Origin of the sequence: Corynebacterium sp. (assembly GCF_030532195.1) — a bacterium.
Taxonomy (GTDB): Bacteria; Actinomycetota; Actinomycetes; order Mycobacteriales; family Mycobacteriaceae; genus Corynebacterium.
This window is the reverse complement of the sequence record NZ_JAUNLP010000001.1, coordinates 27,443-52,081: the sequence shown is the minus strand read 5'-3', so window position 1 is coordinate 52,081 and position 24,639 is coordinate 27,443. Positions and strand designations below refer to the sequence as shown.

21 protein-coding genes and 1 tRNA gene are annotated in these 24,639 nt (G+C 60.2%); 7 read left to right on the top strand and 15 right to left on the bottom strand.

Annotation, left to right across the window (positions count from 1 at the left end; genetic code table 11):
- Positions 1-159 precede the first annotated feature (159 nt).
- Positions 160-2,439, bottom strand: a complete 2,280-nt coding sequence (secA2, locus tag Q4E11_RS00215; protein WP_303162641.1) for an accessory Sec system translocase SecA2 — start codon at positions 2,437-2,439, stop codon at positions 160-162.
- A gap of 201 nt (positions 2,440-2,640) precedes the next feature.
- Between secA2 and rraA the strand changes: the two genes are divergently transcribed.
- Entirely contained in the window at positions 2,641-3,114 is a 474-nt protein-coding gene (rraA, locus tag Q4E11_RS00210) for a ribonuclease E activity regulator RraA (RefSeq protein WP_303162640.1), read from the top strand.
- A gap of 1 nt (position 3,115) precedes the next feature.
- Here the strand turns inward: rraA and Q4E11_RS00205 are convergent, their stop codons facing one another.
- The 7 genes from Q4E11_RS00205 to Q4E11_RS00175 form a co-directional block, all read right to left on the bottom strand.
- Positions 3,116-3,751, bottom strand: coding sequence for a DM13 domain-containing protein (locus tag Q4E11_RS00205; protein ID WP_303162639.1), 636 nt, complete (start codon positions 3,749-3,751; stop codon positions 3,116-3,118).
- 256 nt (positions 3,752-4,007) lie between these two features.
- Positions 4,008-4,084: transfer RNA gene (locus Q4E11_RS00200), tRNA-Pro, on the bottom strand.
- Positions 4,085-4,170: 86 nt separating this feature from the next.
- A complete protein-coding gene (locus tag Q4E11_RS00195; RefSeq protein ID WP_303162638.1) occupies positions 4,171-5,184 on the bottom strand; it encodes a PASTA domain-containing protein in 1,014 nt (337 codons plus the stop codon).
- Positions 5,185-5,323: 139 nt separating this feature from the next.
- Positions 5,324-7,621 carry a bifunctional cytidylate kinase/GTPase Der gene (gene der, locus Q4E11_RS00190; protein WP_303162637.1) on the bottom strand — a complete coding sequence of 766 codons (2,298 nt, stop codon included), beginning with the start codon at positions 7,619-7,621 and terminating at the stop codon, positions 5,324-5,326.
- A 51-nt stretch (positions 7,622-7,672) separates the two neighbouring features.
- Positions 7,673-8,635, bottom strand: coding sequence for a pseudouridine synthase (locus Q4E11_RS00185; RefSeq protein WP_303162636.1), 963 nt, complete (start codon positions 8,633-8,635; stop codon positions 7,673-7,675).
- 180 nt (positions 8,636-8,815) lie between these two features.
- Positions 8,816-9,505, bottom strand: coding sequence for a dethiobiotin synthase (gene bioD / locus Q4E11_RS00180; RefSeq protein ID WP_303162635.1), 690 nt, complete (start codon positions 9,503-9,505; stop codon positions 8,816-8,818).
- Between the two features lie 56 nt (positions 9,506-9,561).
- Entirely contained in the window at positions 9,562-10,881 is a 1,320-nt protein-coding gene (locus Q4E11_RS00175) for an adenosylmethionine--8-amino-7-oxononanoate transaminase (RefSeq protein ID WP_303162634.1), read from the bottom strand.
- 116 nt (positions 10,882-10,997) lie between these two features.
- Between Q4E11_RS00175 and Q4E11_RS00170 the strand changes: the two genes are divergently transcribed.
- On the top strand, positions 10,998-12,497 hold the full coding sequence (locus Q4E11_RS00170; RefSeq protein ID WP_303162633.1) for a peptide MFS transporter: 1,500 nt from the start codon (positions 10,998-11,000) through the stop codon (positions 12,495-12,497).
- 153 nt (positions 12,498-12,650) lie between these two features.
- Here the strand turns inward: Q4E11_RS00170 and scpB are convergent, their stop codons facing one another.
- Genes scpB through Q4E11_RS00140 form a run of 6 tightly spaced genes read right to left on the bottom strand, consistent with a single transcriptional unit; the run spans position 12,651 to position 18,339 of the window.
- Positions 12,651-13,250, bottom strand: coding sequence for an SMC-Scp complex subunit ScpB (gene scpB, locus Q4E11_RS00165; RefSeq protein WP_303162632.1), 600 nt, complete (start codon positions 13,248-13,250; stop codon positions 12,651-12,653).
- Between the two features lie 47 nt (positions 13,251-13,297).
- Positions 13,298-14,140, bottom strand: coding sequence for a ScpA family protein (locus Q4E11_RS00160; protein ID WP_303162631.1), 843 nt, complete (start codon positions 14,138-14,140; stop codon positions 13,298-13,300).
- A 4-nt stretch (positions 14,141-14,144) separates the two neighbouring features.
- Complete coding sequence (locus tag Q4E11_RS00155) at positions 14,145-15,020, bottom strand: ParA family protein (RefSeq protein WP_303162630.1); 876 nt, start codon at positions 15,018-15,020, stop codon at positions 14,145-14,147.
- 60 nt (positions 15,021-15,080) lie between these two features.
- Positions 15,081-16,010: a site-specific tyrosine recombinase XerD gene (gene xerD, locus Q4E11_RS00150; RefSeq protein ID WP_303162628.1), complete on the bottom strand. Its 930-nt coding sequence runs from the start codon at positions 16,008-16,010 to the stop codon at positions 15,081-15,083.
- Positions 16,007-16,660, bottom strand: a complete 654-nt coding sequence (locus Q4E11_RS00145) for an NUDIX domain-containing protein (protein ID WP_303162627.1) — start codon at positions 16,658-16,660, stop codon at positions 16,007-16,009. The genes xerD and Q4E11_RS00145 overlap by 4 nt, the downstream gene beginning before the upstream one ends.
- A 47-nt stretch (positions 16,661-16,707) precedes the next feature.
- Complete coding sequence (locus Q4E11_RS00140) at positions 16,708-18,339, bottom strand: CTP synthase (RefSeq protein WP_303162626.1); 1,632 nt, start codon at positions 18,337-18,339, stop codon at positions 16,708-16,710.
- Positions 18,340-18,542: 203 nt separating this feature from the next.
- Here Q4E11_RS00140 and Q4E11_RS00135 point away from each other — a divergent pair, with 203 nt between their 5' ends.
- The gene (locus tag Q4E11_RS00135; RefSeq protein ID WP_303162625.1) at positions 18,543-19,061 is read left to right on the top strand and encodes a type 1 glutamine amidotransferase domain-containing protein; all 519 of its coding nucleotides are present in this window, start codon (positions 18,543-18,545) and stop codon (positions 19,059-19,061) included.
- Between the two features lie 141 nt (positions 19,062-19,202).
- Entirely contained in the window at positions 19,203-20,306 is a 1,104-nt protein-coding gene (locus Q4E11_RS00130; RefSeq protein ID WP_303162624.1) for an Abi family protein, read from the top strand.
- A 16-nt stretch (positions 20,307-20,322) separates the two neighbouring features.
- Here the strand turns inward: Q4E11_RS00130 and Q4E11_RS00125 are convergent, their stop codons facing one another.
- Positions 20,323-21,078, bottom strand: coding sequence for a GntR family transcriptional regulator (locus Q4E11_RS00125; RefSeq protein ID WP_303162623.1), 756 nt, complete (start codon positions 21,076-21,078; stop codon positions 20,323-20,325).
- Positions 21,079-21,399: 321 nt separating this feature from the next.
- Here Q4E11_RS00125 and Q4E11_RS00120 point away from each other — a divergent pair, with 321 nt between their 5' ends.
- From Q4E11_RS00120 to phnC, 3 genes are all read left to right on the top strand, one after another.
- Positions 21,400-22,536, top strand: a complete 1,137-nt coding sequence (locus Q4E11_RS00120; RefSeq protein WP_303162622.1) for a TIGR03364 family FAD-dependent oxidoreductase — start codon at positions 21,400-21,402, stop codon at positions 22,534-22,536.
- A gap of 210 nt (positions 22,537-22,746) precedes the next feature.
- A complete protein-coding gene (locus Q4E11_RS00115) occupies positions 22,747-23,703 on the top strand; it encodes a phosphate/phosphite/phosphonate ABC transporter substrate-binding protein (RefSeq protein ID WP_303162621.1) in 957 nt (318 codons plus the stop codon).
- A gap of 86 nt (positions 23,704-23,789) precedes the next feature.
- The gene (gene phnC, locus Q4E11_RS00110; RefSeq protein ID WP_303162620.1) at positions 23,790-24,635 is read left to right on the top strand and encodes a phosphonate ABC transporter ATP-binding protein; all 846 of its coding nucleotides are present in this window, start codon (positions 23,790-23,792) and stop codon (positions 24,633-24,635) included.
- The last annotated feature ends 4 nt before the right edge of the window (positions 24,636-24,639 follow it).

Sequence of the window (24,639 nt, the reverse complement as noted above, 5' to 3'; positions counted from 1 at the left end):
ACAACATGATTGATATGCGTAAACGGGGAGAAATGAGGGCTCTCCTCAGCGGGTGTACCTAAACCACCCCGAGGACAAAAATAATCAAATTGTTATCAATGTCTGGTCGTTTGCCGGCCGAAAACCAAGCTCGGCGTAACAGAACCATTGACCGAACTATTAACGGAACATCGCCACAACAGACCCAATGACCGAGCCACCGCCGTTGCTGAGCGGGTTGTCGTTGACCATGTAGGTCCACGTCGAACTTGGACGCGCCAAGCCAGCGTCTTCCAAGTGTGCCCCGTCTTCGTCGATGTCAACTTCCTGGAAAGTCTCCACAGACTCCGTCACGGCATTGTTCACCAAATTCTTAAAGGCGCCGATAGCCGCGCGGTGGAATTCATCAATGGGGCTTTCCTTGGCCAATGCGCGCAGGTGAATGGACTCGCGCAGGTCATCGAGGTCAGCCAAGTGGTCCGACCAGCCACGGTCCAAGTGGAAGAGCATAATCTCGCGTGCTGCACGTACAGCAACGTCCTCGCCCACTGCTGCTTCGACTTCCTTGGCACGTGCCGATGCCCGCTGCTTGAGCTCCTCCCACGCAGTCTGCGTCGTCAGCAGCTTCTCACGGCGCTCGTCCAAAATCTCGCGCTGATCACCAATCAGCTTGTTGTACTTCCACGTCGTCGCATGAATCGACAGCATGGTCGCCTCTGTCACGCGCTGTGCACGGTCCACAAACTGGTAGGCCTTCTTATCCCGCACGCGACCGTCGTCCTCCGGCAGCACGCTGAGCGTCTCGCCCGCGGCACCTTCGGAAATCACCGGGTCATCCAACGAGACAAAGAACACCGAGGAGCCAGGGTCACCCTGTCGCCCGGCGCGACCGCGCAGCTGATTGTCCAGGCGATCCGTGCGGTGCTTACCCAGGCCAATGACGCACAGTCCGCCGCGCTCCACCACAGCGTCGCGGTCGTGTTCATCCGCACCGCCGAGGCGAATATCGGTACCACGGCCAGCCATCTGTGTGGATACCGTCACGCGCCCGATTGCACCGGCCTCTGCGATGACTTCTGCTTCCAGCTCATCGTTTTTCGCGTTGAGGACCGCCGACTCGATGCCGCGGAGTACCAACGCATCGGCCAACCGTTCCGACTCCGCCACATCACGGGTGCCAACAAGTATCGGCCGACCAGTGCTATTGATCTCCACGACTTCGTCGACAAGCGCGCTAAACGCGTCATCGGTGGTGGCGTAGATGCGGTCGGGTTCGTCGACGCGGATGCACGGCACATTTGGCTCGATGACGGAGACGTGCAGGCCGTAGAATTCGCGGAACTGGTCGCCTGCCGACGTTGCGGTGCCCGTCATGCCGGCGGTGATGTTGTAGCGGCCGATCAGCTGCTGAATGGTCATGGAGTCCAGGATTCGGCCCCCCTCGGAGACCTGCAGGCCCTCCTTGGCCTCTACGGCTGCTTGCAAGCCGTCCGGCCAGCGCTGCAACTCCGCCACGCGGCCACGGGAGGCATCAATCAGGGCTACCTTGCCATCGCGCACAATGTAGTCAACATCTCGCTGCAGCAGCTCATGGGCGTGCAACGCAACGTTGACCTGTACCAGGGTGGAGCCGACATGTTCTTCGTCGTAAAGCGAGCCGATGCCGAGATAGCGTTCTACGCGGGCGGCGCCGCGGTCGGTGAGAAAGACGTTGCGTCGGCCTTCGTCGACGGTGTAGTCATCACCCAGCTGCAGGCGGCGCACCACGTCCGTGATCTGCCCGGTCGGCGCGGTGCCCGGCTCACTGCCGGCGAGCACGAGCGGGACCAGCGCTTCGTCGACCAGCACGGAATCGGCCTCGTCGATAATGACGACGTCCGCCGGCGACTGCACGCGGTCTTCTATTGCTGGGGCGCAGCGGTCGCGCAATACGTCAAAGCCCAGCTCGTTGACAGCGGCGTAGACGATGTTCGCCGCATATGCTTGGCGACGCTCATCCGAACCATCCTGCGGCGAAATAGCCGCGACGGTGAGCCCGAGGAAGCTGAACAACGGCCGCATCCACTGCGCGTCGCGGCCTGCCAGGTAGGAGTTCACAGTCACGCTGTGTACGCGGTGACCGCGCAGCGCGAAACCGGCGGCGGCCAGCGCGCCGGAGAGAGTCTTGCCCTCGCCGGTGGCCATCTGAATAACGTCACCTTCCATCATGGCCAGAGCGCCTTGAAGCTGGACGTCGAAGGGGCGCATATCCAGCGCGCGACAGGACACCTCACGCAGTGCGGCGAGCAGCTCTGGGGCATCATCGGCGTGGTTGCGAGCGTAGTCGGCTAGGTCGGTATCGGATAGCGATTGCAGCGTCGGCTCCAGCTCTTTTGCCTTTGCCACCAGCCCCACGCTGCGCTTCTGGTTGCGCCCCTGCTTGCCGCCCAGAGCTTTCCAGAACCAATTCAACCCAGCCATTTTTTCCTTTCCTACGCACGAGTGGTTGTCGGCGCGTTCTGACTTCCCAGAGTAATCAATGAACCTCACACATCGGAAAGTGATTCGCGGTCAGCGTATTTGCACCATATGCCGTTGGTCACACTCGCGGTCTGAAACAATGGAACACACATAAATGCAGCACCATTTACTGGATATGACTTTTTCGGAAGGACTTTTAGCATGACCATCGAATTCATCCCGACCGCTGACCTTGTCGACGAAATCGGCCCCGACGTCCGCTCCTGCGACACCCAGATGCGCAACCTCGGCGGGCGTATCGAGTTCTGCGGCACAATCTCCACGGTCAAGTGCTTCCAGGACAACGCCCTGCTGAAGAAGGTGCTCTCCGAGCCCTCCGACGGCGGCGTCCTCGTCATCGACGGCGACGCCTCGGTCCACACCGCGCTGGTCGGCGACGTTATTGCAGGCCTGGGGAAAGACAACGGCTGGGCGGGCGTGGTGGTCAACGGCGCCATCCGCGATTCCAAGCTCATCGGCCAGATGGACTTCGGCTGCAAGGCGATTGGTACCAATCCGCGCAAGTCCACCAAGACTGGCGAGGGCGAACGCGATGTCGTCGTCTCCTTCGGCGGCATCGATTTCGTCCCGGGCGAGACTCTTTACGCCGACTCCGACGGCATTGTCGTGCGCTAGGTCAGCTCTGCTGTTTCAGCTCTGCTGCGCCGAAGGACACATTGAAGTCATCGCACCACAGCACCACCGATGTCCACTGCTCTGGTGCGGGCTCTGGTGCGGACTCTGGCATAGCTCCTGTGAGCACTTCGTAGACCTGGTTGCCGCGGTTGCCCTTGATTGCCCCGAGGTCCAGGTGCTCGTGCTTGCCGGCAACAAACCAACCGTCCTTGCCTTCCACGACGGGGGCCTTGCTCAGCCATACATGCACATCCGGGCCATTGGAGGTCTCCAGCCCAGTCAAGACCACCTGGTAGTTACCGGTCTTCTCATCCTTGACCAGCGATGCCGTGCCCTTGGTTGAGTGTTCATGGGAGATGAACTCCCCCTGCTTGACCAAGGTGACCTCATTTCCTTCTTTTCCTTCTTTTCCTTCAGCGGTCTTCTCCATGGCGCGCATCGCCACCACCTGCGGGATGTCCTCATTGACTTCCCGATCAACAAACAGCAGCCACGGCTTGAACACCGCACCGGCAACCGCCACCGCCACAACTGCCACGGCCGCAACACCGGCACCAATCAGGATGCCGCGGCGCTTTTTCTTTGCTGCTGCCTGCACCTGCTGCTCATCGTGGTTGAAAGCTTCGTTTTTCTCCATCGTGCCTGGTCCTTTTCTCTGTAGACATCATGAACCGCCGACGCGAGAACGTGTTCCCGTCGTCAAGCGTCATCTATTGCTACGGACTCCAAGCTCGAATGGATTGGATACTCGCCTTCTGCCCGAGAAAGTGACTAGGCTTATGGCAGTTTCTGCGTGAAAAATTCACTCTAAATTGCTATAAACCTAGTCACTAACCTGGGGCAAAAATAAAAACCGCCGCCCCGGGAAAACCCCGGAAGACGACGGCGGTATGTGGTCGGGCTGACCGGATTTGAACCGACGACCCCCTCACCCCCAGTGAGGTGCGCTACCAAACTGCGCTACAGCCCGGCTGCACCAAAAGTGCAACGAACTATAGGTTACATCATTGGTGTTTGAAGGCGAAAATCGCCTCCGCTAACCCCAACCACACGGTATTACTGCAGGTAAATGGTGACCGGCGTGTCGGTTTCAGCCATCTGACCCTCCGGCGGATCAATCGAGGCAACCTTGCCCATAATCGCCGCAACGGAGTTAGTCGGGTTGCCCTGCGCGTCGACAACTGCGACGTTCTGGTAGCCGTTGGTACGCAACTCCACCTCGACGGTGGCCGGACTCTTGCCCACAACACCCTGCGGAATCGTGCCCCAGCCCGAGCCACGCTCGCCCGGCCCCGGGATCGCCGGCGGCGCCTCGCGGAGGTTGTTCAGCTCATCCTCCAGACGCTGGCGCGTGTCCTCAATAGGCGACGATGTCTCCTCCGTCTCCGTCGGCGTTGGCTCCTCCGAGGTCGTCGACGTTGGGCTCGGGGTCGACGACGTGCTTGACGACGTCGCCTGCGTCGATTCCTTATCCGAATCCGAGCCACCCGATGTGAAGCTGAGCACCAGAGCCACGATTGCGACGACGGCAGCGATGGCGACAATCGCTACGGACTTGCCTCGACCACTCTTCGAGCCGCCATTGTTGTTGCCATTGCCCGAGCCCACGGGACCTCCAGGATTGCCGCTGTTTCCGTAATTGCCATTGCCAGCAGCGCCATACTGCTGAGTCTGGTTGGCCTGCCCCCACGCCTGGGCCTGGTTGGCCTGGTTGTAGCCGCGCTCTTCATCGCTGAGCGGCGCCCAGTACTGGCCACCGCCGTTCGCGTTGCCACCATTGCCCCGCTGTCCGCCCGAACCATTCTGCGGGCCAGCCGATTCAAAGCGAGTCTCTGCGGTGGAATCGCCGAAGTACTGCGTCGGTTCATCGCCTGCAAAGTCGGCATCCGGGTTGTAGCCCTGATTGCCGTCTCGGTAACCACCCTGGTAATCGCCTTGATTACCGCCCTGGTCTCGCGGGATGTAGCGCGTGGCGGAGTCATCGCCAGAAGGGCCAAAGGGGTCGCGCCCGTAGCTATTGTCGCTGCGATCGTTATTAGCCCTGTCACGGTTATTGCCGCGGCTGACCATGGTCAGATCTCCTTATCAGTGGTAGGCAATATCCTTTGGCGGATATTCTCGTTGAAATTCAAAAATGCCAGCAAAAAGCCCAAAATGCAATTGCCGAAATCACATTTTGGGCTGCTAAAGCACTGCAAAAAGCAGTGTGCTAGTGGCGCTTACGCTTCTCACGAACACGCACCGCGATGCGCACTGGCGAGCCTTCGAAACCGAATTCTTCACGCAGCTTGCGCTCCAAGAAGCGACGGTAACCGTGCTCCAGGAAACCGGTGGTGAACAGGACAATCACCGGCGGGCGCGTGGATGCCTGGGTGGCAAACAGCACGCGTGGCTGGCGACCACCGCGCAGCGGCGGTGGGTTCTGCTGCAGGATTGCGCGCAGCCAGGTGTTCAGGCGACCAGTGGAGATGCGCTGATCCCACGAGTGCACAGCCTCCAGCATCGCTGGCTCCAGCTTCTGCACGGCGCGACCAGTCTTGGCCGAGATATTCACTCGACGAGCCCACGGCACGTGCGAGAGCTGCTCTTCAATTTCGCGCTCGAGCATGTCACGGCGGTCTTCGTCCATCAGGTCCCACTTGTTGTAGGCGACAACCAGTGCGCGACCGGAGTCCAGAATCATGCGCAGCACGCGCTGATCCTGCTCACTGATCTGCTCGGAGGCATCGACCAGGAAGATGACAACCTCAGCGTTGTCGATGGTCGCACGCGTGCGAAGCGAGGCGTAGAACTCGTGGCCCTTAGCGGTCTTGGTCTTCTTGCGAATACCCGCAGTATCCACAAAGCGCCACATCGCCTGGTCCATCTGCACCAGCGAGTCCACCGGATCCACCGTGGTACCAGCCACGTCGGAGACCACTGCGCGGGTTTCGCCAGACAGCTTATTCAGCAGCGAGGACTTGCCCACGTTCGGCTTGCCCACCAGCGCCACACGACGCGGCCCTGCCGGCAGCGACTTGGCTCGCGGCACCTCTGGGAAGGCTGCCACGACCTCATCGAGCACGTCGGCATTGCCGCGACCGTGGAGGGCCGAGGTTGGGTGCGGCTCACCGAGCCCGAGGGCCCAGAACTCCGCGACGTCGCCAAGCTGCGAATCCGATTCAAACTTGTTAGCGGCGAGAATGACTGGCTGTTCAGCGCGCTGCAGACGGCGTGCCATGACCTCTTCCGTGGCGGTGATGCCGACGTTGGTGTCCACGACCATGACAATCACGTCGGCGGTCTCCATGGCGGTCTCCGCCTGACGAGCAATCGCCGCGTGCATTCCCTTGGCGTCCGGATCCCAGCCGCCGGTGTCCTGCACCCAGAAGCGCCGTCCGCCCCATTCACCGAGGTAGGAAATGCGGTCGCGGGTGACACCGGGGAAGTCTTCGACAACCGCTTCACGACGGCCAATGAAACGGTTGACCATGGTGGATTTACCAACATTCGGTCGTCCCACAATGGCCACGGTCGGAAGAGCTTCTTCCTCCTCGTCGCTGACACCGAGTGCCGCGAAGGCGTTTTCCAGCTCGTCCCAGTCTGCATCCTCGTCGATGTGGCCGGTCTCGGCACGCGCAATGGCCTCTTCGATGACCGTTTCGTGGTCGGCAATCGTGCGGTCGATCATCTCGTCGGCATGAGCGTAGGAGCCAGCGGTGCCCGGCGCGTTTTCGGCTTCGACATCGCGGGACTGCTCGCCTGCGTCGACGGTGGCAGCGTCTGAGGCTGCGTCGAATTCCTCGTTGTCGACATCGTCCCAGTCCATGGTGGAGCCTGGGTAGCCTGCCTCGACCACATCGAGAACGTGGTCGACGACTTCGTCGATATCCATCTCCGAGGTGTCCAAAATGATGGCATCGTCGGCTGGCTTCAGCGGAGAGGTGGCACGGTTGCTGTCGAGTTCGTCGCGGCGGATGACGTCGGCAAGCACGGTGTCGAAGTCGGCATCACGGCCAGCGGCGATGTCCTGGTCGTAGCGGCGCCGCGCGCGAACCTCGGCAGAGGCGGTCATGAAGATCTTGGCTGGAACGTCCGGCAGCACGACGGTGCCGATGTCGCGGCCTTCGACGACGCAGCGGCCAGCTGAGGTAGCCAGGTCGCGCTGCAGTGCGACCAGATTGGTGCGCACGGCCGGAATTGCGGAGACCGCAGAGACATTGCGGGTGACCTCAGCACCGCGGATCTCACCGGAGACGTCCTCGCCGTCCAGCAGGACTGCGGTGGAATTCGGGTCGTCGGAGACCTCCAGCGGCAGTGCTGCCGTGGCCTTGGCGACGGCCTCTGCGTCTGCCGGGTCGATGCCCTGGCGCAGTACCCACAGGGTGGCCACGCGATACATCGCGCCGGTGTCCAGGTACTTTGCACCCAGCTCGGTGGCGACCATGCGGGAGACAGTGGACTTACCAGTGCCGGAGGGGCCATCGATGGCAACCAACAGCTGGTCGTTATTTTGCGCTTCGCTCATGTGGGCTCCTTCAGCTTCCTTGCTTGGTTCGTTTTTCTTCACTAGTGCCATTTAGAGCCCCACTGCGTTGTAGAGCGAGGTCAGCTCAGAGCGGTTCAGGGCGCGCAGTGCGCCTGGGGTCTGCTCTCCCAGCTGAACGGTGTGAATCTTCGTGCGCACCAGGCGCTCGACTGGGTAGCCGGCGGCCTTGAGCATGCGACGCACGATGTGCTTGCGGCCCTCGTGCAGCTCGATGCGGACGATAGAGCGGCCCTGCCAGATGTCGATGATCTGGGCCATGTCGGCCTTGGCAATGCCGTCGTCAAGCTCGATGCCCTTTTCCAACTCGCGCATGACCTTGCCGTCGACCTCGCCGACAACGGTGGCCATGTAGGTCTTGGTGACCTCGTAGCTTGGGTGCATCAGGCGGTTGGCCAGCTCGCCGTCGTTGGTGAGCAGCAGCAGGCCCTCGGTTGCCGCATCCAGGCGGCCGACGTGGAAGAGACGCTGACCAGCGGTGATCTTCTCGCCGATGATGTCGCCGACGCAGGGGCGGCCCATGTCATCGTGCATGGTCGACTGCACGCCACGCGGCTTGTTCAGCACGAAGTACTGCATTTCCTCGTTGACAATCACGCGGGAGCCATCGACGCGGATGACCGCGTTGTTCGGGTCCACGCGAACGCCCTGGCGAGTGATGACCTTGCCGTCGACCTCAACGCGGCCTTCATCAATCAGCTTTTCCGCCATGCGACGCGATGCCACACCAGCCTGTGCGAGCACCTTCTGCAGGCGAATGCCCTCGCCGGCCTCGCTATGGCCGCGCTTACCGGAGCTACGGCGCTTGTTTTCTACATGCTGGTGACGCGCCGGGCGTGCGTTGGAGACATAGATGTCCTTGGCGTGGACATTGGAGACCTCCACATTCGCCCCGCCGGAACGACGGTTGCGATTGCGCTGCGCGTTTGTGGAGTGGTTGTGATTCTTACGGTTCTTGTGTGCCGGTGTGCCGTCACGGCGAGCGGGTTTAGCCACTTTGACCTACATCCTTATTTCAAGCGTTGGAGAATTGTTCTAAGCCAAGCGTCACGAGACGCCTTCATCTCCCCCGTGGGCCCAGGTGGCCTATGGAAGCAGGGATTGTAAGAGAAAGCCTCGCGCCTTGTCTTCGGGTCACCTTACCATATTTTCCACAAAACGCCAGCTTAACGACGCTTACAGCGCCACAGCCCAGTCGCCCACACCCGGCAGCCATCCTGCGGCACGCGCCACGAATTCCTCCTGGCCGAGCTTGCCCGCGCCAGCCTCCACCGACCCCAGCAGCGGCACTTCCGTAATCCGCGGCAGTTCCTCCAAGTTGGTCTGAACAATCGGGTCTGGGTTCTTAGGCAAGGAGCCGCCCACTAGCGCGGTGACATTTACGCCACGATTGCGGGCGACCTCCACGGTCAACTCCGCTTCATTGAGACACCCCAGGTCCAGCCTGGTGACAACCACCATCTGGTGTCCCGGCAGCACGGCTGCAAGCTCCGGCATGGCCCAGTCCTCGCCGAGTCGCACCAGCAGGCCACCGGCACCTTCGACCAGTACGACGCGCCCAGGACCATCAATCCGCTGAATCTTCTCGGCGATCTCCACCACACTCGGCAGGCGCATGCCCGCACGCTGCGCCGCCGCCACCGGCGCCATCGGCTCGGGGTAGCGTTCAAAACCATGCAGATTCTCAATGCCTGTCAGCTCTGCGACAGTGTCTAGGTCGCCGCCCTCAGGCCCCGGAAAACCGGTCTGAATCGGCTTGACGACGTGCACCTCTTTACCCTGCTTTTCAAGTGCGACCGCCAGGGCTGCCGTGCTGATGGTCTTGCCAATATCGGTGCCCGTTCCGGTGACCAGGACGATGCTCATTGTTGAAAAATGCTCCTTATCGTGTTGTCGGTATTTATGTTGTGGTCTCGACGTGGCTAGCTGCGCTTTTCTTCGGCGGCAACGATGGCGGCGATGGCCGCACAGATGCGGTCTACCTCGTCATTGGTGCTGATGTATGGCGGCATGGTGTAGACCAGCTTGCCGAATGGCCGCAACCACACCCCGGCCTCAACAGCCGCGTCGGTAGCCAGCCCCATATCGACTGGACGTTTCATCTCCACCACACCAATGGCACCGAGGACGCGCACATCGGCCACCGCCTCGCTGTCGGCCAGTGGCGCCAACTGCTTATTCAGTCGCGCCTCGATGCGTGGCACATCGTCGCGCCACTTACCTTCCTCAATCAATTCCAGCTGTGCGCAGGCCACGGCACACGCCAACGGATTGCCCATAAAGGTCGGGCCATGCATGATGCCGCCGCCTGCACCGGAGGAGATTGCCCGTGCTACCTCGCCGGTGGTGAGCGTGGCGGCGAAGCTCATAAAGCCGCCGGTCAGTGCCTTGCCCACACACATAATGTCGGGCACGATACCGGCCGCCTGCGTGGTAAAGAGGTCACCGGCGCGCCCAAAGCCAGTGGCAATCTCGTCTGCCACCAGCAGGATTCCATGGCGGTCACACAGCTCGCGGAGACCAACCAGCAATTCATGGTCGTGGAAGCGCATGCCTCCGGCTCCTTGGACTACCGGCTCGACGATGATGCCGGCGACGGAGTCGTCGATAAGCGATTCGAAGTGTTCGAGATAGCGTGCGCGTTGCCCTGGCGTTGCGCCGCGGGCGGGTGGTTTGTCGGCGAAGACCTGCGGGGTCCACTGGCCTTTCCACATGGCGTGCATGCCGCCTTCGGGGTCGCAGACGCTCATCGGCGCGCGGGTGTCGCCGTGGTATCCGCCGCGCCAGGTGGCCATGCGAGTGCGTTCTGGGTGCCCGATGGCCTGCTGATATTGCAGAGCCATTTTGATGGCGACTTCCACGGAAACCGACCCCGAGTCCGAGTAGAAGATGGCGTCGAAGCGGGGGCCGGCGAGGCCTAGGAGCTTTTCGGCCAGTTCGATGGCTGGGCGATGTGTCAGTCCGCCGAACATGACGTGCGACATGGTAGCGGCTTGTTTTTGTGCGGCTTCGACGAGTTTTGGGTGTGAGTGGCCGTGGCAGGCGGCCCACCAGCTGCTCATGCCGTCGATGAGCGTGCGGCCGTCAGCGAGATGCAGGTTGACGCCCTCGGCGGATTCGACCAGCTGCGGCGTAACTGGCGATGGGATAGGCCCGTAGGGGTGCCAGATGTGGTCGGCGTCGAATTGGGTGAGCGCTTGGATAGCGTCCGGCAAGGTGTGAGTATTTTCCGAGGTTGTCATGATGATTAAGCATAATACCTGCTTAACCCCATGCTTAAACACTGTTCAGGGGTAGTTGTGACGGTTTTACGCCCTCACGCTTTACGTTTGCGCAACCGAAGACCTAGGTTAACTTTATGCAGAAACTTGAACAGCGTTCTAGCGAAGCGCAGGAACACCCAGCCGCCAGACCCCAGAATCCGCGAGTCGCCATCCCCGCGCTCGTCGGCGTGGAAACGTGGGAGCGATTTAGCTACTACGGCATGCAGGCCATCATGGCCTACTACCTCTACGACACCGCGGTACACGGCGGACTCGGGCTGTCCACCTCCACCGCCACCGCGCTCATGGGCGCCTACGGCAGCTTGGTCTACCTCTCCACCATCGCCGGCGGCTGGATTGGCGACCGTCTCCTCGGTGCCGAGAAAACACTCCTCGCCGGCGCATGGCTGCTGGTCATCGGCCACTTGTGCCTGGCGCTTATCGCCGGCGCGCCGGGCGTGGCCATCGGTCTGGTACTCGTCGCGCTCGGTTCCGGCTCGCTGAAAACCTCCGCGCTGACGCTGCTCGGGCACGTCCGCACGCCCGAGGACCGTCGCCGCGATTCCGACTTCCAGCTGTTCTACTTCGGCATCAACATCGGCGCACTCGCAGGCCCGCTGCTGACCGGCTGGCTTGCCGACCGCCTCGGCTACCACATCGGCTTCGGCGCCGCCGCCATCCTCATGATCGCGGGGTTGACACACTACTACCTGCACCGGCGAGGGCTTCACGACGGCTGGGACACCGCCACTCGCCTGCTCGCCGAGCATCCCACAGTGCCTGCTTCACGACGAACCATCGGTGTCCTCGTTGCCGGAATTCTGCTGGTCGTGGCCACTATTGTCGTGGCCGTTGCCTCCGGCGTGGTGGAGCTTTCCAGCCTGGCCACCATCATGTTGGTGCTCACTATCGCTACCACTGCCGGACTTTTCGCCACCATGCTGCGTGACAAGTCACTCACCCGCGCCGAACACGGCCGCGTCCTGGCCTTTATTCCGCTGTTCATTGTCTCTGTCGCGTTCTGGGCCATTTTGAATCAAACCTTCGGCGCGCTGGCTGTCTATGCGGATGTGCGGGTCAACCGTGAGATTGGCGACTTCACCGTGCCGGCAGCCTGGGCACAGTCGCTGAACCCGATATTTATTCTGCTTCTCTCCGTGCCGCTGGCACTGCTGCGCACCAAGCTCGCGGCCCGCATGCCGCAGGCCCCGACGCAGATTGTGGCCGGTACCGCGTTAGCCGGCCTGGGCGCCTGGACTCTATTGCTGCACACCTCCACTGCTGCCGGTTCCGTGCCGATCGGCGCATTAGTGCTGGCCTACGGGGTGATCACCTTCGGCGAATTGCATGTCGGACCTGTGGGAATGTCCACGGCCACGGCCCTTGCCCCGGCGAAGTACGCCACGCGTTTTTCGGCACTGTTCTTCATGACTATGGCCATCGGCACCGCCCTAGCCGGTGTCATGTCCACCAGCTACGACCCGACCAACGCCTCCTCCGAACAGTCTTACTTCCTCACCGTCGGCGGCCTGGCCCTGGGACTTTCCCTGGTTGCGGCGCTATTCCTGCCGTGGATTAACCGCAAAGTTTCCTAATCCCTGCCCGCCGCCCCCGCACTTCACGACACCATTGGCACCTCATGCCACCTCCGCAGCTGGCACAAGGTGACGCTGGTGGCGTGAAGTGGACTCGTGGCCGCTTTATCGCTGGAGCCGCCAACCCACCGACACCCACCAACCCACCGACACCTATGCCAGCGGCTCATCAATCAGATCAACCTCTGGCAGTAGCGGAGCGAGGTCCGGCAACTGATCCAGCGAATCAATCCCCAAAAGCTCCAGGAACAGTGCCGTCGTCACGTACAAATGCGCGCCGGTTGCCGGATCTTCACCGGACTCTGCGATAAGACCGCGGGCGACCAGCGTGCGCATCACGCCATCGACATTGACGCCACGCACACCGGAGACCTGCGCGCGAGTGGCGGGCTGTCGATACGCCACCACCGCCAGCGTCTCCATAGCCGCGCGCGAGAGCTTGGACTGCGAGCCATCCAGCAGGAATCGCTCCACCGCGCTGGCATGTGCCGGTGAGGTGTAAAACCGCCAACCCTCATCGGTCTCGCGAAGCTCAATGCCACTGCGCCGAGCGCGGAACTCATACTCAATCTCGCGCAGTACATCGCGGACATCGCTTGCGGAAACATCCAGCGCCCGCGCCATATCCTCCGCCGCCACCGGCGTATCGACGACCAACAGAATCGACTCCACGCCCGCCCGCAGCGGGTCAATTGGAGGCAACGTGGGCTGAGAATTCTGCTCAATCTGCGAGTCAGGGCTGGTTTCGCTCATGCGCGTCAGATTACGCAACCGCGCGCGCAGGGCGCTAATTGGCCGCGCTACTCCCAGTTCGCAGCCGCCACCACAGCCGGATCCACATCCAGCCCAGTCCAGGAGACGTGGATTTCCTCGAGCGCCTCTTCCTGCTCGGCATCGATAGCCTTGGCACGGTAGAGCTCCAGAAGCGCCAGGAACCGCCCGACAACCTCCATGGACACGCGACATTCGCTGGTCAGCTGCGTGAATGTCAGCCAGGTAGCCTCACCGGCAAGTCGCAGGGCATCCAGAATCTTGCCCGCCTGCTCCGGCACGGATACCGGCACACCGTGAATATGGCCGACACCGACCTGCTCGGGTGGCTTCGGACGCATCACGGCCGCGGCAAACTCCGCAAACTGATTGACATTCATGCCCAGCCGCACCGGCGGGAGCAGATCCTCAAACTGCTTATCAGGCCCTACCGCCCGCGGGTACCGGCGCGGCGCAGTCTTTTGCCACTCCTCGAATTGGTCGGCCACTTTGCCGTAGGCCTGGTACTGCAGCAGACGGGCAAACAGCAGGTCGCGTGCCTCTAGCAGTTCCAGGTCCTCTTCGCTGTCAACGTCGCCACGCGGCAGAAGACGCGCGGTTTTTAGGTCCAGCAGCGTCGCTGCGACGACGAGGAACTCGGTGATTTCGTCGAGGTCACTGACGGCATCGAGGCTGCGCGTGTACGCGATGAACTCGTCCGTCACCGCCGCCAGCGCGACCTCCGTGACGTCCATTTTCTTGCTGCTGATTAGCTGAAGCAGCAGGTCAAAGGGGCCGTTGAAGTTCGCCAGCGCGACGCGGAAGCCGGTGATTTCCTCCTGCACGCCCTCGCTTGACGACGGCTCCGCTGCGTAGCTTTCCGGGGATGTCACTTAACTATTTGCGCCCCTTGCGCTCAATGACCTCACGAGCCAGGTTGCGGTACTGCGCCGCAGCTGGCGAGTTCGGCGCCCAGGAGGTAATCGGCTCACCGGCGACGGAGGTCTCCGGGAAGCGAACCGTGCGCGTGATGACCGTGTCAAAGACCTTGTCACCAAAGACCTCAATGAGGCGCTCCATGACTTCCTTGGCGTGGCGGGTGCGGCGATCAAACATGGTCACCAAAATGCCCGTGACTTCCAGATTGAAGTTCAGGCGGTCACGGACCTTCGTCACCGTGTCGGTCAGCAGCGCCAGACCGCGCAGCGAGAAGTACTCCGCCACCATCGGGATAATGACGCCTTCTGCGATGGTCAGGGCGTTGACGGTCAGCAGACCCAGCGACGGCTGGCAGTCAATGATGATGAAGTCGTAGTCATTCATCACCGGACGCAGCGCGCGACCGAGGGCCTGCTCGCGGCCGACCTCATTTACCAACTGAATCTCAGCGGCCGACAAATCAATGTTGGCTGGCACCAATTCCAGGCCGTTGACCGAGGTGCGGTGAATGGCATCGCGGACATCGGTGGTGTCGTCGACGATGAGGTTGTAGACGGTGAGGTCGAGCTCCTCATGTGGAATACCGAGCCCCGCAGATAGTGCACCTTGCGGGTCTAAGTCAACGAGCAGGACTTTACGGCCGAACTCCGCCAGGGCCGCACCGAGGTTAATAGTCGAGGTGGTCTTGCCCACGCCGCCCTTCTGGTTACACATCGCCAGAATGGTGGCCGGGCCATGACTGGACAGGGGTGCGGGGTCCGGCAGCTCACGCACCGGACGACCGGTGAGACCGAGTTCAACTCGATCGGCCTCAAACAACCCTTCTTCAGCCACAGTCAATCCCTCTTCCTTGAATAATTTCCATATACTTTACTGCGCAACATATTACCGCGCCTAGTCCGCCCGCGGGTGAGCCCCCGCCCAGACACGTCGCATATTCTCCGCAGTAATCATGGTGTAGATCTGCGTTGTGGTCACTGAGGCGTGTCCTAAGAGCTCTTGAACCACTCGCACATCAGCGCCACCTTCAATCAAATGCGTGCCAAAACTGTGCCGCAGCGTGTGCGGGGAAATCTTCTTTTTTATGCCTGCGCGCTCACCGAGTTCGGCCAGGGTATTTCCTGCGGACTGCCGCGACAACCTGCGCCCCAGCGAGTTGATAAACAGAGCTGGGCCGGAATTCGACCGCACCCATGTCGGCCGTCCGCGGGTGAGCCACGCATCCAATGCCGCCATTGCCGGCGACCCCACCGGCACAATGCGCTCCTTGCCACCCTTACCACGCAGGAGTACTAGATTGTGCCCACGGTCGACATCATCAATATCCAGCCCGGTGACCTCCGAGACACGCGCGCCCGTGGAATACAGAAACTCCACCAAGGCACGATTGCGCAGGTCAGTCACCGTTGCGGTCTCATCGTCTGGAATAGACTCAATGAGCTTTGTGACTTCCGGGATACTCAGCGCTTTCGGATACCGCGAGGGCTGCTTCGGCGGGGCCACTCGCTTAGCGACATCCACCTCCAGCACCCGCTCGCCTACCGCAAACTTGTGAAAAGACCGCACGGCCGACAGCGCCCGCGTCACCGATGTCGGCGCCAGCGCGGGCCTGCCCGCGGTCTTGTCTCCGCGCGCAAGATATGCCAGGAATCCCGAGACATCTTGCTCGGTGACGTGCGCCAAATCAGCCCGCCCAATGCCGCGCAGATACTCGCGGTACTTGTCCAAGTCGCGGCGATAGCTGGCCAACGTATTTTGTGACAGCCCCTTTTCCACCGCGAGGTGAGTCAGAAAGTCGCTGACAAGCGCATCAACGGAACTCATGGGACTTGTTTCAGGTCCGCACCAGCGCCCAGCTGTTCTGCGCGCCGCTTCGCCAGCCGTGTCGGACGAATCTCAAACGGCTCCGTAACCTCGCGCGGCGTGGCTCCGTGAACCAGCACCTGCGCCGCCAGCAGCACGCCAGCCAGCCCGATGCCATTGGAAATCTCGCCGCGCATCGCCATCGCCACCGCGTCCTCCACCGCAACCCACGACGCAGTCATGTCCGCTTCCTCATCGCTGGCTTCCGGCTTATCGACGGCTTCGAGACCAGTAGCCAAGTAAATACGAACTGCTTCCTCAGCAAAACCCGGCGAGGAATACATATCGGTCAAGAGCTGCCACTTGTCGGCCTTCAGCCCGGCTTCCTCCACTAGCTCGCGCTTGGCGGCTGTCAGCGGATCTTCATCGGCAATATCCAGGATGCCCGCAGGTAGCTCAACCAGGCGGCGCCCCGCGGCCTGCCGCCACTGATTGAGCAGGTAGAGGCGGTTGTTCTCATCGGCGGCAACGATTGCGACCGCACCGAAATGCTCTACGATCTCGCGGGCAGAGATATTGCCGCCCGGCATGCGCACCTGATCGCGGCGAACCGCGATAATAGGTGCTTCGAGAACGATCTCGGAATCAACTACGTCAAATTCGTGTGCCATGGGCTACACCTTAGTTGTTAGGCCGGATTGAGTTTGTCGGATGCCACCTACTTGCGCTTGAGGGCTGCGGCGATGAGACCGTCGAAAAGCGGATGTGCGTTGGTGGGACGCGACTTCAGCTCTGGGTGCGCCTGCGTGGCCACGAGGTATGGGTGGATGTCCTGCGGGTACTCGACGAATTCGACGAGCTTGCCGTCGGGCGAGGTGCCGGAGATAACCAGACCTGCTTCTTCGAGCTTGTCGCGGTAGGTGTTGTTGACCTCGTAACGGTGGCGATGGCGCTCGGTGACATCGGTGGTGCCGTAGAGGCCCGCGACGACGGATTCTTCCAGCAGCTTCGCCGGGTACGAGCCAAGGCGCATGGAGCCGCCCAGGTCAGCCTCGCCGGAGACCGCCTGGAGCTGCTCTTCCATCGTGGCGATGACGGGCTCTGCGGCGTTTTCGTCGAACTCGGTGGAGGACGCGTTTTCGATGCCCGCGGTGCGCGCGGCCTCGATGACAATGCACTGCATACCCAGGCAAATTCCCAGCAACGGCGTGCCGGTTTCCTTGGCGTATCGGATGGTTGCGATCTTGCCTTCAATGCCGCGCCCGCCGAAGCCACCCGGGATGACGATGGCATCGACACCGGCCATGTTCTTCTTCAGGCCCTCTGGGGTCTCGCAATCGTCAGAGCCGACCCAGCGGATGGTGGTTTTCACGCGGTGCGCGAATCCGGCGGCACGCACGGCCTCCGCGACGGAGAGGTACGCATCCGGCAGGTCAATGTACTTGCCGACCAGCGCAACCGTCACCTCACCTTCCGGGTTATGCACGCGTTCTAGCAGGTCACCCCACACGCTCCAGTCCATGTCGCGGAACGGCAGGTTCAGGCGGCGAATGATAAAGGTATCCAGGTGCTCGTCGTAGAGGACCTTCGGGATGTCGTAGATACTCGGCGCATCCGGGCAGGACACGACACCCTCGCGGTCGATGTCGCACATCAGCGCAATCTTGTTTTTGAGGGCATCGGGCACGTCGCGGTCGCATCGCAAAACGACGGAATCGGGAACCAGACCAATCGAGCGAAGCTCAGCCACCGAGTGCTGCGTGGGCTTGGTTTTCAGTTCCTTGGACGGGCCGAGATACGGAACCAGCGATACGTGCAGGTAGAAGACGTTCTCGCGGCCGACGTCGTGACGCACTTGGCGCGCGGCTTCCAGGAATGGCTGCGATTCGATATCGCCCACGGTGCCGCCGATTTCAGTGATGACTACGTCGGGTTTTTCGCCGTTTGCGTCCGGGGTGCCCATGGCGACGATGCGGGACTTGATTTCGTCGGTGATGTGCGGGATGACCTGCACGGTTTGGCCGAGGAATTCGCCGCGGCGCTCCTTGGCGATGACCGATGAGTAGACCTTGCCGGTGGTGACATTGCCGCCGGCGGAGAGGTTGCGATCTAGAAAGCGCTCATAATGCCCCAGGTCGAGGTCAGTTTCTGCGCCGTCTTCGGTGACGAAGACCTCGCCGTGCTGGAAGGGGTTCATGGTGCCCGGATCGACGTTGAGATACGGATCGAGCTTTTGCATGGTCACTTTGAGACCACGCGAGGTGAGAAGGCGGCCGAGCGAAGCCGCGGTTAAGCCTTTGCCGAGGGAGGAAGCCACGCCTCCCGTAACGATGATGTATTTCGTAACCACGGGACTTCAGAATAACTTGTGCGCGGGTTTACACGCAAGCAGTTTTTCACAATGGCGGATTTAGTTTTACATTTGAGTAACTTTTTGGCCTGTTGTGGTGCCCGGACAGGTGTGAGGAGAGGCATAACCACGTCTCTGCAGGTGTCCATGCAGGTGTCAGCAGAGGAATGCATAACCGCAGAAGTGTCGTTACCCTCGGGGATATGACTGATTTAGCGAATAAGACCATTGCAGTATTGGCCACTAACGGTTTTGAGGACTCCGAGCTGACCAGCCCGGTAGAGGCCGTAAAGAATGCCGGTGCCACGGTGCACATTATTTCCACTAAGGAAGGCACTATTGAGGGCAAGAACGGCACGACGGTCGACGTCGATAAGCTCACCAGCAAGGTTTCTGCCGATGATTACGATGCTCTGATTCTGCCCGGTGGCACCGTAAACGCCGACCAGATTCGCATCGACGAGGATGCCGTTGAATTGGTAAAGGGAATCAACGCAGCTGATAAGCCGATTGGTGTCATCTGCCACGGCGGCTGGATTCTCACCGATGCGGACGTGCTCAAGGGCCGTAAGATGACTTCCTTCATCAGCATCAAGACCGACCTGATCAATGCCGGTGCTAACTGGGTTGACGAGGAAGTTGTCGTTGACGGCAACCTGATCTCCTCTCGTACCCCGGCCGACCTTGAGGTCTTCAACAAGGCTCTGGTGGAGAACTTCTAAGTAACTTGTGCGCGGTTGCGCGGGTGCCCGGGTGCATGACTGAATGCGCACCGGCGCACGTGCGCGCGTACCTGAGCTAGAGTCCCCCAGTGGCGGAGTGAATCTGCGTTACTGGGGGTGTTTTGTAGGTTTTGCAGACTTTTGGGGCGTTCCGCTCTCGCACCATTTTCAAAAGGTGTCATAAGAGCTGGATGGACTTCACTTTCCCAATCGGATAAACTAGCATCAATCGTTCAGCCCGCCCCGATAGTTTTCGGGAGTGGGCTGGATCTCTATTTAGGGGCGGGGATTTTGGTGCCGAATCGACCAGTCAAGCCAGCAACAACAGTTAAAGAGCAGATTGGCATCTTGCGCAGTCGCAACATGACAGTTTCTGATGAAACCGCAACGCAATGGCTCCAAAACGTTAGTTATTACAGATTGTCGGCGTATTGGTATCCGGCGCGGCTACCACTAAATAACGGTACAAGAAGCGATATTTTCGCCGATGGTACATCATTTGAAGATGTAGTTAATTTATACGAAGCCGATCGCAAGCTACGAACACTGGTTCACGATGGTATGGAGCGCGTTGAAATTGCCATGCGCACTCGGATTAGCGAAGTAATCTGCGAAATTGATCCACTCGCTTATACGGACGAACTTAACTTTCGCCCATCATTTAAACACTCTGAATGGGTAAGTACTGCCACTCGACGCATAAAAAGAGCATCTAGAACTAATGATTCTATACGGCACTACCAGCGCGAATATGGAGGACAATACCCATTTTGGGTACTTGCGGAAGTCCTCGATTTTTCTGATATCTCCAAGATTTTCCAGGGCCTAAGTACGGCCAAGCAACGGAGAATCTCTGAGGATCTTGGAATTTTTATCGAGCTGAGCAATCTCAGCAAAAACCAGCAGCAGAAAATCAAAAAGAAATCACCATTAGCGGCTTGGCTCGAACAATTGACGATTGTCCGGAATACGTGCGCACATCATGGTCGACTGTGGAATAACTCATTTATTCCTGTTCCCACAGCCGCTCTTAGAACTCAAGAGAATTTCGCCTTACTACCAGAAGGCCAAAGCGAGAAGCTTTTCGGTGCGCTTTTATTGATGGCACACATCGTCCGAAGAACCTCCCCCGGGACCTCATGGCCAGAAAAGGTCAAACGCCTAATCGCGGAGGATTTTCTAACAAACCCTTTGGTCACGCCTTCCGCCCTAGGAATTCCCTCGGTTTGGGAAGATGGCTCCTAAAGGGGTCGGGGGTTACCTACCGCACCCCATCCCCAGCCTGCAGCGAAATCGGCGACGCATTCCCCCGCGCTGTCGTCACCGAGAAGTTCGCCTTGCTGGCCAGGTAACGGTCATCGGAGGCCTCAACCGGCACACCATCCAGCGTGAACGCACGACGTCGAACACGCAGCAAAGGTGCTCCTACCTGTACCTTTAGCAGTGCCGCATCCTCCTCATTCGCCGGCACCGCATCAATCGTGCGCGTCGCATATGCAATATCAACGCCGCTATCCAGCAGGTGCCTGTAAATGGAACCGGAGTCCGTGTCGAAGGTCAGAATGTGCTTGCCGACGTCCAGAGGGTAATTCAGCCTCTCGACCATAGCGGGATCCCCATCCATAAGCCGCAGCCTAAAAACAGAGACAACCTGATCCGTGTCGGCGATTTCCAAATGCGCCGCCAACTCCGATCCTGCAGGCTGACGGGTTACCCACTGCGTCTTCTGGCCGGGCTCTGCACCAATCTTCTGGCACCACTGAGTAAAGGAAATCACTGCGTCAAAAGAGAAAGTTGGCACGGTATCCAGCACGCGAGTGCGCCGCCCCTGACCAGAGGAAACGAGTCCTTCAGAGCGCAAAGTGGCGATAGCCTGCCGAATTGTGCCACGGGCTACGCCAAACTTCCGGCCCAGTTCTGCCTCTGATGGGATAGCCGAACCAGGAGGCATGGAGCCGTCGCGAATTGCCTTACGCAAGTACGAGGCAATCTCCTGGTGCTGTTGCTTGCGCGCCACGGTGGCAGCATCCTTTCATCTCTTCATCACTTAATCGGGCCAACACTTGACTTGATTCGGCCAATACTTGATCGAACTGATCCACGTTAGATTCGGTTATGTCTAACCAAGTTCGACTCAACTCAGCCTTGATTTTGACCATCTACAGAACATGTAGAAGACCTGATAACTAAGTCTAAACACGACTTCCGCCCAAAATAGCCCTCACAAGCGGAACTTTACCCGTACAAGAAGTTAACTAAACGACAACTTGGCAAACTTTCCGTTAAATACCCCATTCCTGTCTAGACAAGTTGACCGACCGGCCCCACAATGAATGGCATGCAATCAGACATGCACACCGATTTAATCGTCGTCGGCGCAGGCATCCTCGGCCTCGCCACCGCATTCCGCGCACGCCAACAAGGACTGTCCGTTCGAGTCATCGACCGCGCCGAGCGCCCGGTCGGATCTTCCATCATGAACTTCGGCCATGCCTGCTTCACCGGCCAGGCCGATGTCATCCAAGATGTCGCCATGAGCTCCCGCTCTGGCTGGGCTGCAGCCGCCGACAAGACCGGCCTGTGGGCTGCCACTTCGGGAACCTACATCCCGGCCGTCACTGAAACCGAAATGCAGCTGCTTGAAGAGTTCGCCGACCACCGCGGCTCCGCGCAGGTCAAGCTGCTGACCAACACTGAGGTCGCAAACGCCATCGGCAACCCGGACCTCGACTGCGTCGGCGGTGCGCACCTGCCACTGGACATGCGCGTCAATCCGCGCGAAGCCGCCCCACGCTTGGCGAAGTGGCTGGAAGAACACGGTGTCATCTTCAACTGGCGCCACGAGGTGAAGGCCGTCGCTGGCGGACGCGTCGGCACCAACCGTGGAAACTTCCAGGCAGAGCGTGTCATCTGCTGCCCCAACTTCTGGCTCACCAACTTGTTCCCGCAGCTTGCCGACGAACACGAGGTGCGCGTCTGCACCCTGCACATGGCACTCATTGAGCGCCCCACCAACATCCCGAAGGACATCGCTCTTTTCACGGGCACGTCACTGGCGCGTTACGACGGCTTCACCAGCCTCCCAAGTGCAGCAGCTCTCAAGGAGGAGCTGACTCAAAATTCTCCTGAGCTGGTCAACTGCGTGGCAAACGTCATGTCCACTGGAATCGACGAAGGCCTCTTCATCGGCGACTCCCACGCCTACGACCTCTCCCCTGACCCGTTCCTGGAGGAAAAGACCTCCAACCTCCTGTTGGACACCGCCTGCGACTACTTCGGCATCACACAGCCGAAGGTCATTCAGCGCTGGCAGGGCCGCTACTCGGACTCCACCAAGACCAACCTCATCCTCGAGCAGCCGGACTCGCAGACCACTGTCGCCGTCGTCACCTCTGGCATCGGCATGACCTTGTCCTTCGGCATTGCTGAGTTGGCTCTACAAGGCGCAAAGCCGGCTGAACTCGCCGACTTCTAAGGCCGCGCAACAACGCGCCCGCAGGCCACGCAACAAGCCAACAAAGTAAACCCCAAGTGACCTGTATATGAATTTTTCCAACTCGACTAGACAGGTTGCCCGATTGGCTTAACAATCGACTCGGAACTTTTCATTCGGAACCTTTCTATCCGGAATCAACCCAAGCACTCCAGCATCGCCCTCCGCACAGAAAGCCAAGAAAGCTCAGCCATGTTCAACAACCTCAATAACTCCCGCACCCGCCGCAAGATCGCACAGTCCCTCGCCCTCGTCGCTCTGACCACCCCGTTCCTGGCGGCGTGTGGCTCCAGCTCCAACGAAGCTGCTGAAGACACCATCACCGTCGCCGCCGTCCCGGCCGAATCCTCTCAGTCCCTGCAGTCCGACTACGACAACCTGGTCAAGCTGATTGCCAAGGAGACCGGCAAGAAGGTCGAGTTCCAGAACGCCTCTGACTACGCTGCCGTCGTCGAGGGCCAGCGCGCGGGCAAGATCGACATCGCCTCCTACGGTCCGTTCTCCTACGTCATCGCGCACGACTCCGGCGTGCCGATCGAAGCCGTCGCCTCCCCGACCAACGACAAGGAAAAGGCCCCGGCGTACACCTCGCTCGCCTACGTGAAGGAGGGCTCCGACATCAAGTCCCTGAAGGACCTCAAGGGCAAGAAGGTCTGCTTCGTCGACCCAGCCTCCACCTCCGGCTACCTGGTCCCGACCAAGGGACTCATGGATGAGGGCCTGAAGCCGGACACCGACCTCGAGCCGGTCATGGCGGGCGGTCACGACGCATCGCTGCTCACGCTTAACGACGGCGGTTGCGACGTAGCTTTCGCTCATGACTCCATGCTCAAGACCCTGGAAAAGTCCAACCAGGTCAAGCCTGGCGCATTGAAGTCCATCTGGGAATCCGACCCAATCACTGAGGACCCAATCGCACTGAACACCGACACCATTGCACCGGAGGACCTGGACAAGATCAAAAAGGCCCTGACCGAGAAGGCCAACAAGCCGGCACTGGTCAAGGAAGGTATCTGCACCAGCGAGGACGACTGCACCCTGCCGGAGGAAATCGAGTGGGGCTACCTGCCGGTCACCGACGCTGACTTCAATTCCATCCGCGAGATCTGCGAGACCACCAAGGCTGATGCCTGCAACGCGGTCTCCTAAGGCCAAACTGCAAACCCGACTAACCCAAAACCCTACAGGCCGCACCTCAACTCCGGCCCACAATTAAAACCTAAAAGGACTTCGCTATGCCCTCTAACGCTGAGAAAATGACACCGGAACTGCAGCGCGCCATTGACCAGCAGTTCGCAGTGCAATTCCACAATGTCACCAAGAACTTTGGCTCCACGCTCGGTCTCGACAACGTCAAGCTCGGTATCCGCACCGGCGAGATCACTGTCCTTTTGGGACTGTCGGGCTCGGGTAAGACAACTTTGCTCCGCCATATCAATGCGCTGCACACTCCGTCGTCAGGCACGGTACGCGTGCTGGGGCAGAACCTGTCAGACCTGAAGAAGCGCGAGCTGCGTGAGCTGCGCAAAGACATCGGCGTGATTTTCCAGAGCTTCAATCTGGTTGGTCGGATGTCGGTGCTGGAAAATGTCTGTACAGGTGCGCTGGGAGACCTGACAGGACCGCGCATTTCCCTGCTCGCCTACCCGAAGCGCGTCAAGCAGGAGGCGCTGGAAGTTCTCGACCGTGTGGGTCTTGCTCACCGCGCTCATCAGCGCGCCGATACCCTCTCGGGCGGTCAGCAGCAGCGCGTCGCCATTGCGCGTGCGCTGATGCAGCACCCGAAGATTCTGCTTGCCGACGAGCCCGTTGCAGCCCTTGATCCGGTGTCATCTAACCAGGTCATCGGGCTGCTGGAGCAGATTTCGCGCGAGGACAACCTCACTGTGATTTCGTCTCTGCATCAGGTGCAGCTGGCCGTTGACTTTGCGGACCGCATCATTGGTCTGCAGGCAGGTCGCGTGAAGTTCGACCGCGAGACCCGCGGCATGACTGCAGAGACCGCCGCCACCATTTACCAGTCGGTATCGGAAGCTGACGCGGACACCTCCAAAAGCGCATCGATCAAGGCGGAGGCGTAACTAA

Bases quoted from the DNA above. Each gene is read 5' to 3' on its own strand.
- secA2 (WP_303162641.1), bottom strand. From the start codon at position 2,439: ATGGCTGGGTTGAATTGGTTCTGGAAAGCTCTGGGCGGCAAGCAGGGG.
- rraA (WP_303162640.1), top strand. From the start codon at position 2,641: ATGACCATCGAATTCATCCCGACCGCTGACCTTGTCGACGAAATCGGC.
- Q4E11_RS00205 (WP_303162639.1), bottom strand. From the start codon at position 3,751: ATGGAGAAAAACGAAGCTTTCAACCACGATGAGCAGCAGGTGCAGGCA.
- Q4E11_RS00195 (WP_303162638.1), bottom strand. From the start codon at position 5,184: ATGGTCAGCCGCGGCAATAACCGTGACAGGGCTAATAACGATCGCAGC.
- der (WP_303162637.1), bottom strand. From the start codon at position 7,621: ATGAGCGAAGCGCAAAATAACGACCAGCTGTTGGTTGCCATCGATGGC.
- bioD (WP_303162635.1), bottom strand. From the start codon at position 9,505: ATGAGCATCGTCCTGGTCACCGGAACGGGCACCGATATTGGCAAGACC.
- Q4E11_RS00175 (WP_303162634.1), bottom strand. From the start codon at position 10,881: ATGACAACCTCGGAAAATACTCACACCTTGCCGGACGCTATCCAAGCG.
- Q4E11_RS00170 (WP_303162633.1), top strand. From the start codon at position 10,998: ATGCAGAAACTTGAACAGCGTTCTAGCGAAGCGCAGGAACACCCAGCC.
- scpB (WP_303162632.1), bottom strand. From the start codon at position 13,250: ATGAGCGAAACCAGCCCTGACTCGCAGATTGAGCAGAATTCTCAGCCC.
- xerD (WP_303162628.1), bottom strand. From the start codon at position 16,010: ATGAGTTCCGTTGATGCGCTTGTCAGCGACTTTCTGACTCACCTCGCG.
- Q4E11_RS00145 (WP_303162627.1), bottom strand. From the start codon at position 16,660: ATGGCACACGAATTTGACGTAGTTGATTCCGAGATCGTTCTCGAAGCA.
- Q4E11_RS00135 (WP_303162625.1), top strand. From the start codon at position 18,543: ATGACTGATTTAGCGAATAAGACCATTGCAGTATTGGCCACTAACGGT.
- Q4E11_RS00120 (WP_303162622.1), top strand. From the start codon at position 21,400: ATGCAATCAGACATGCACACCGATTTAATCGTCGTCGGCGCAGGCATC.
- Q4E11_RS00115 (WP_303162621.1), top strand. From the start codon at position 22,747: ATGTTCAACAACCTCAATAACTCCCGCACCCGCCGCAAGATCGCACAG.
- phnC (WP_303162620.1), top strand. From the start codon at position 23,790: ATGCCCTCTAACGCTGAGAAAATGACACCGGAACTGCAGCGCGCCATT.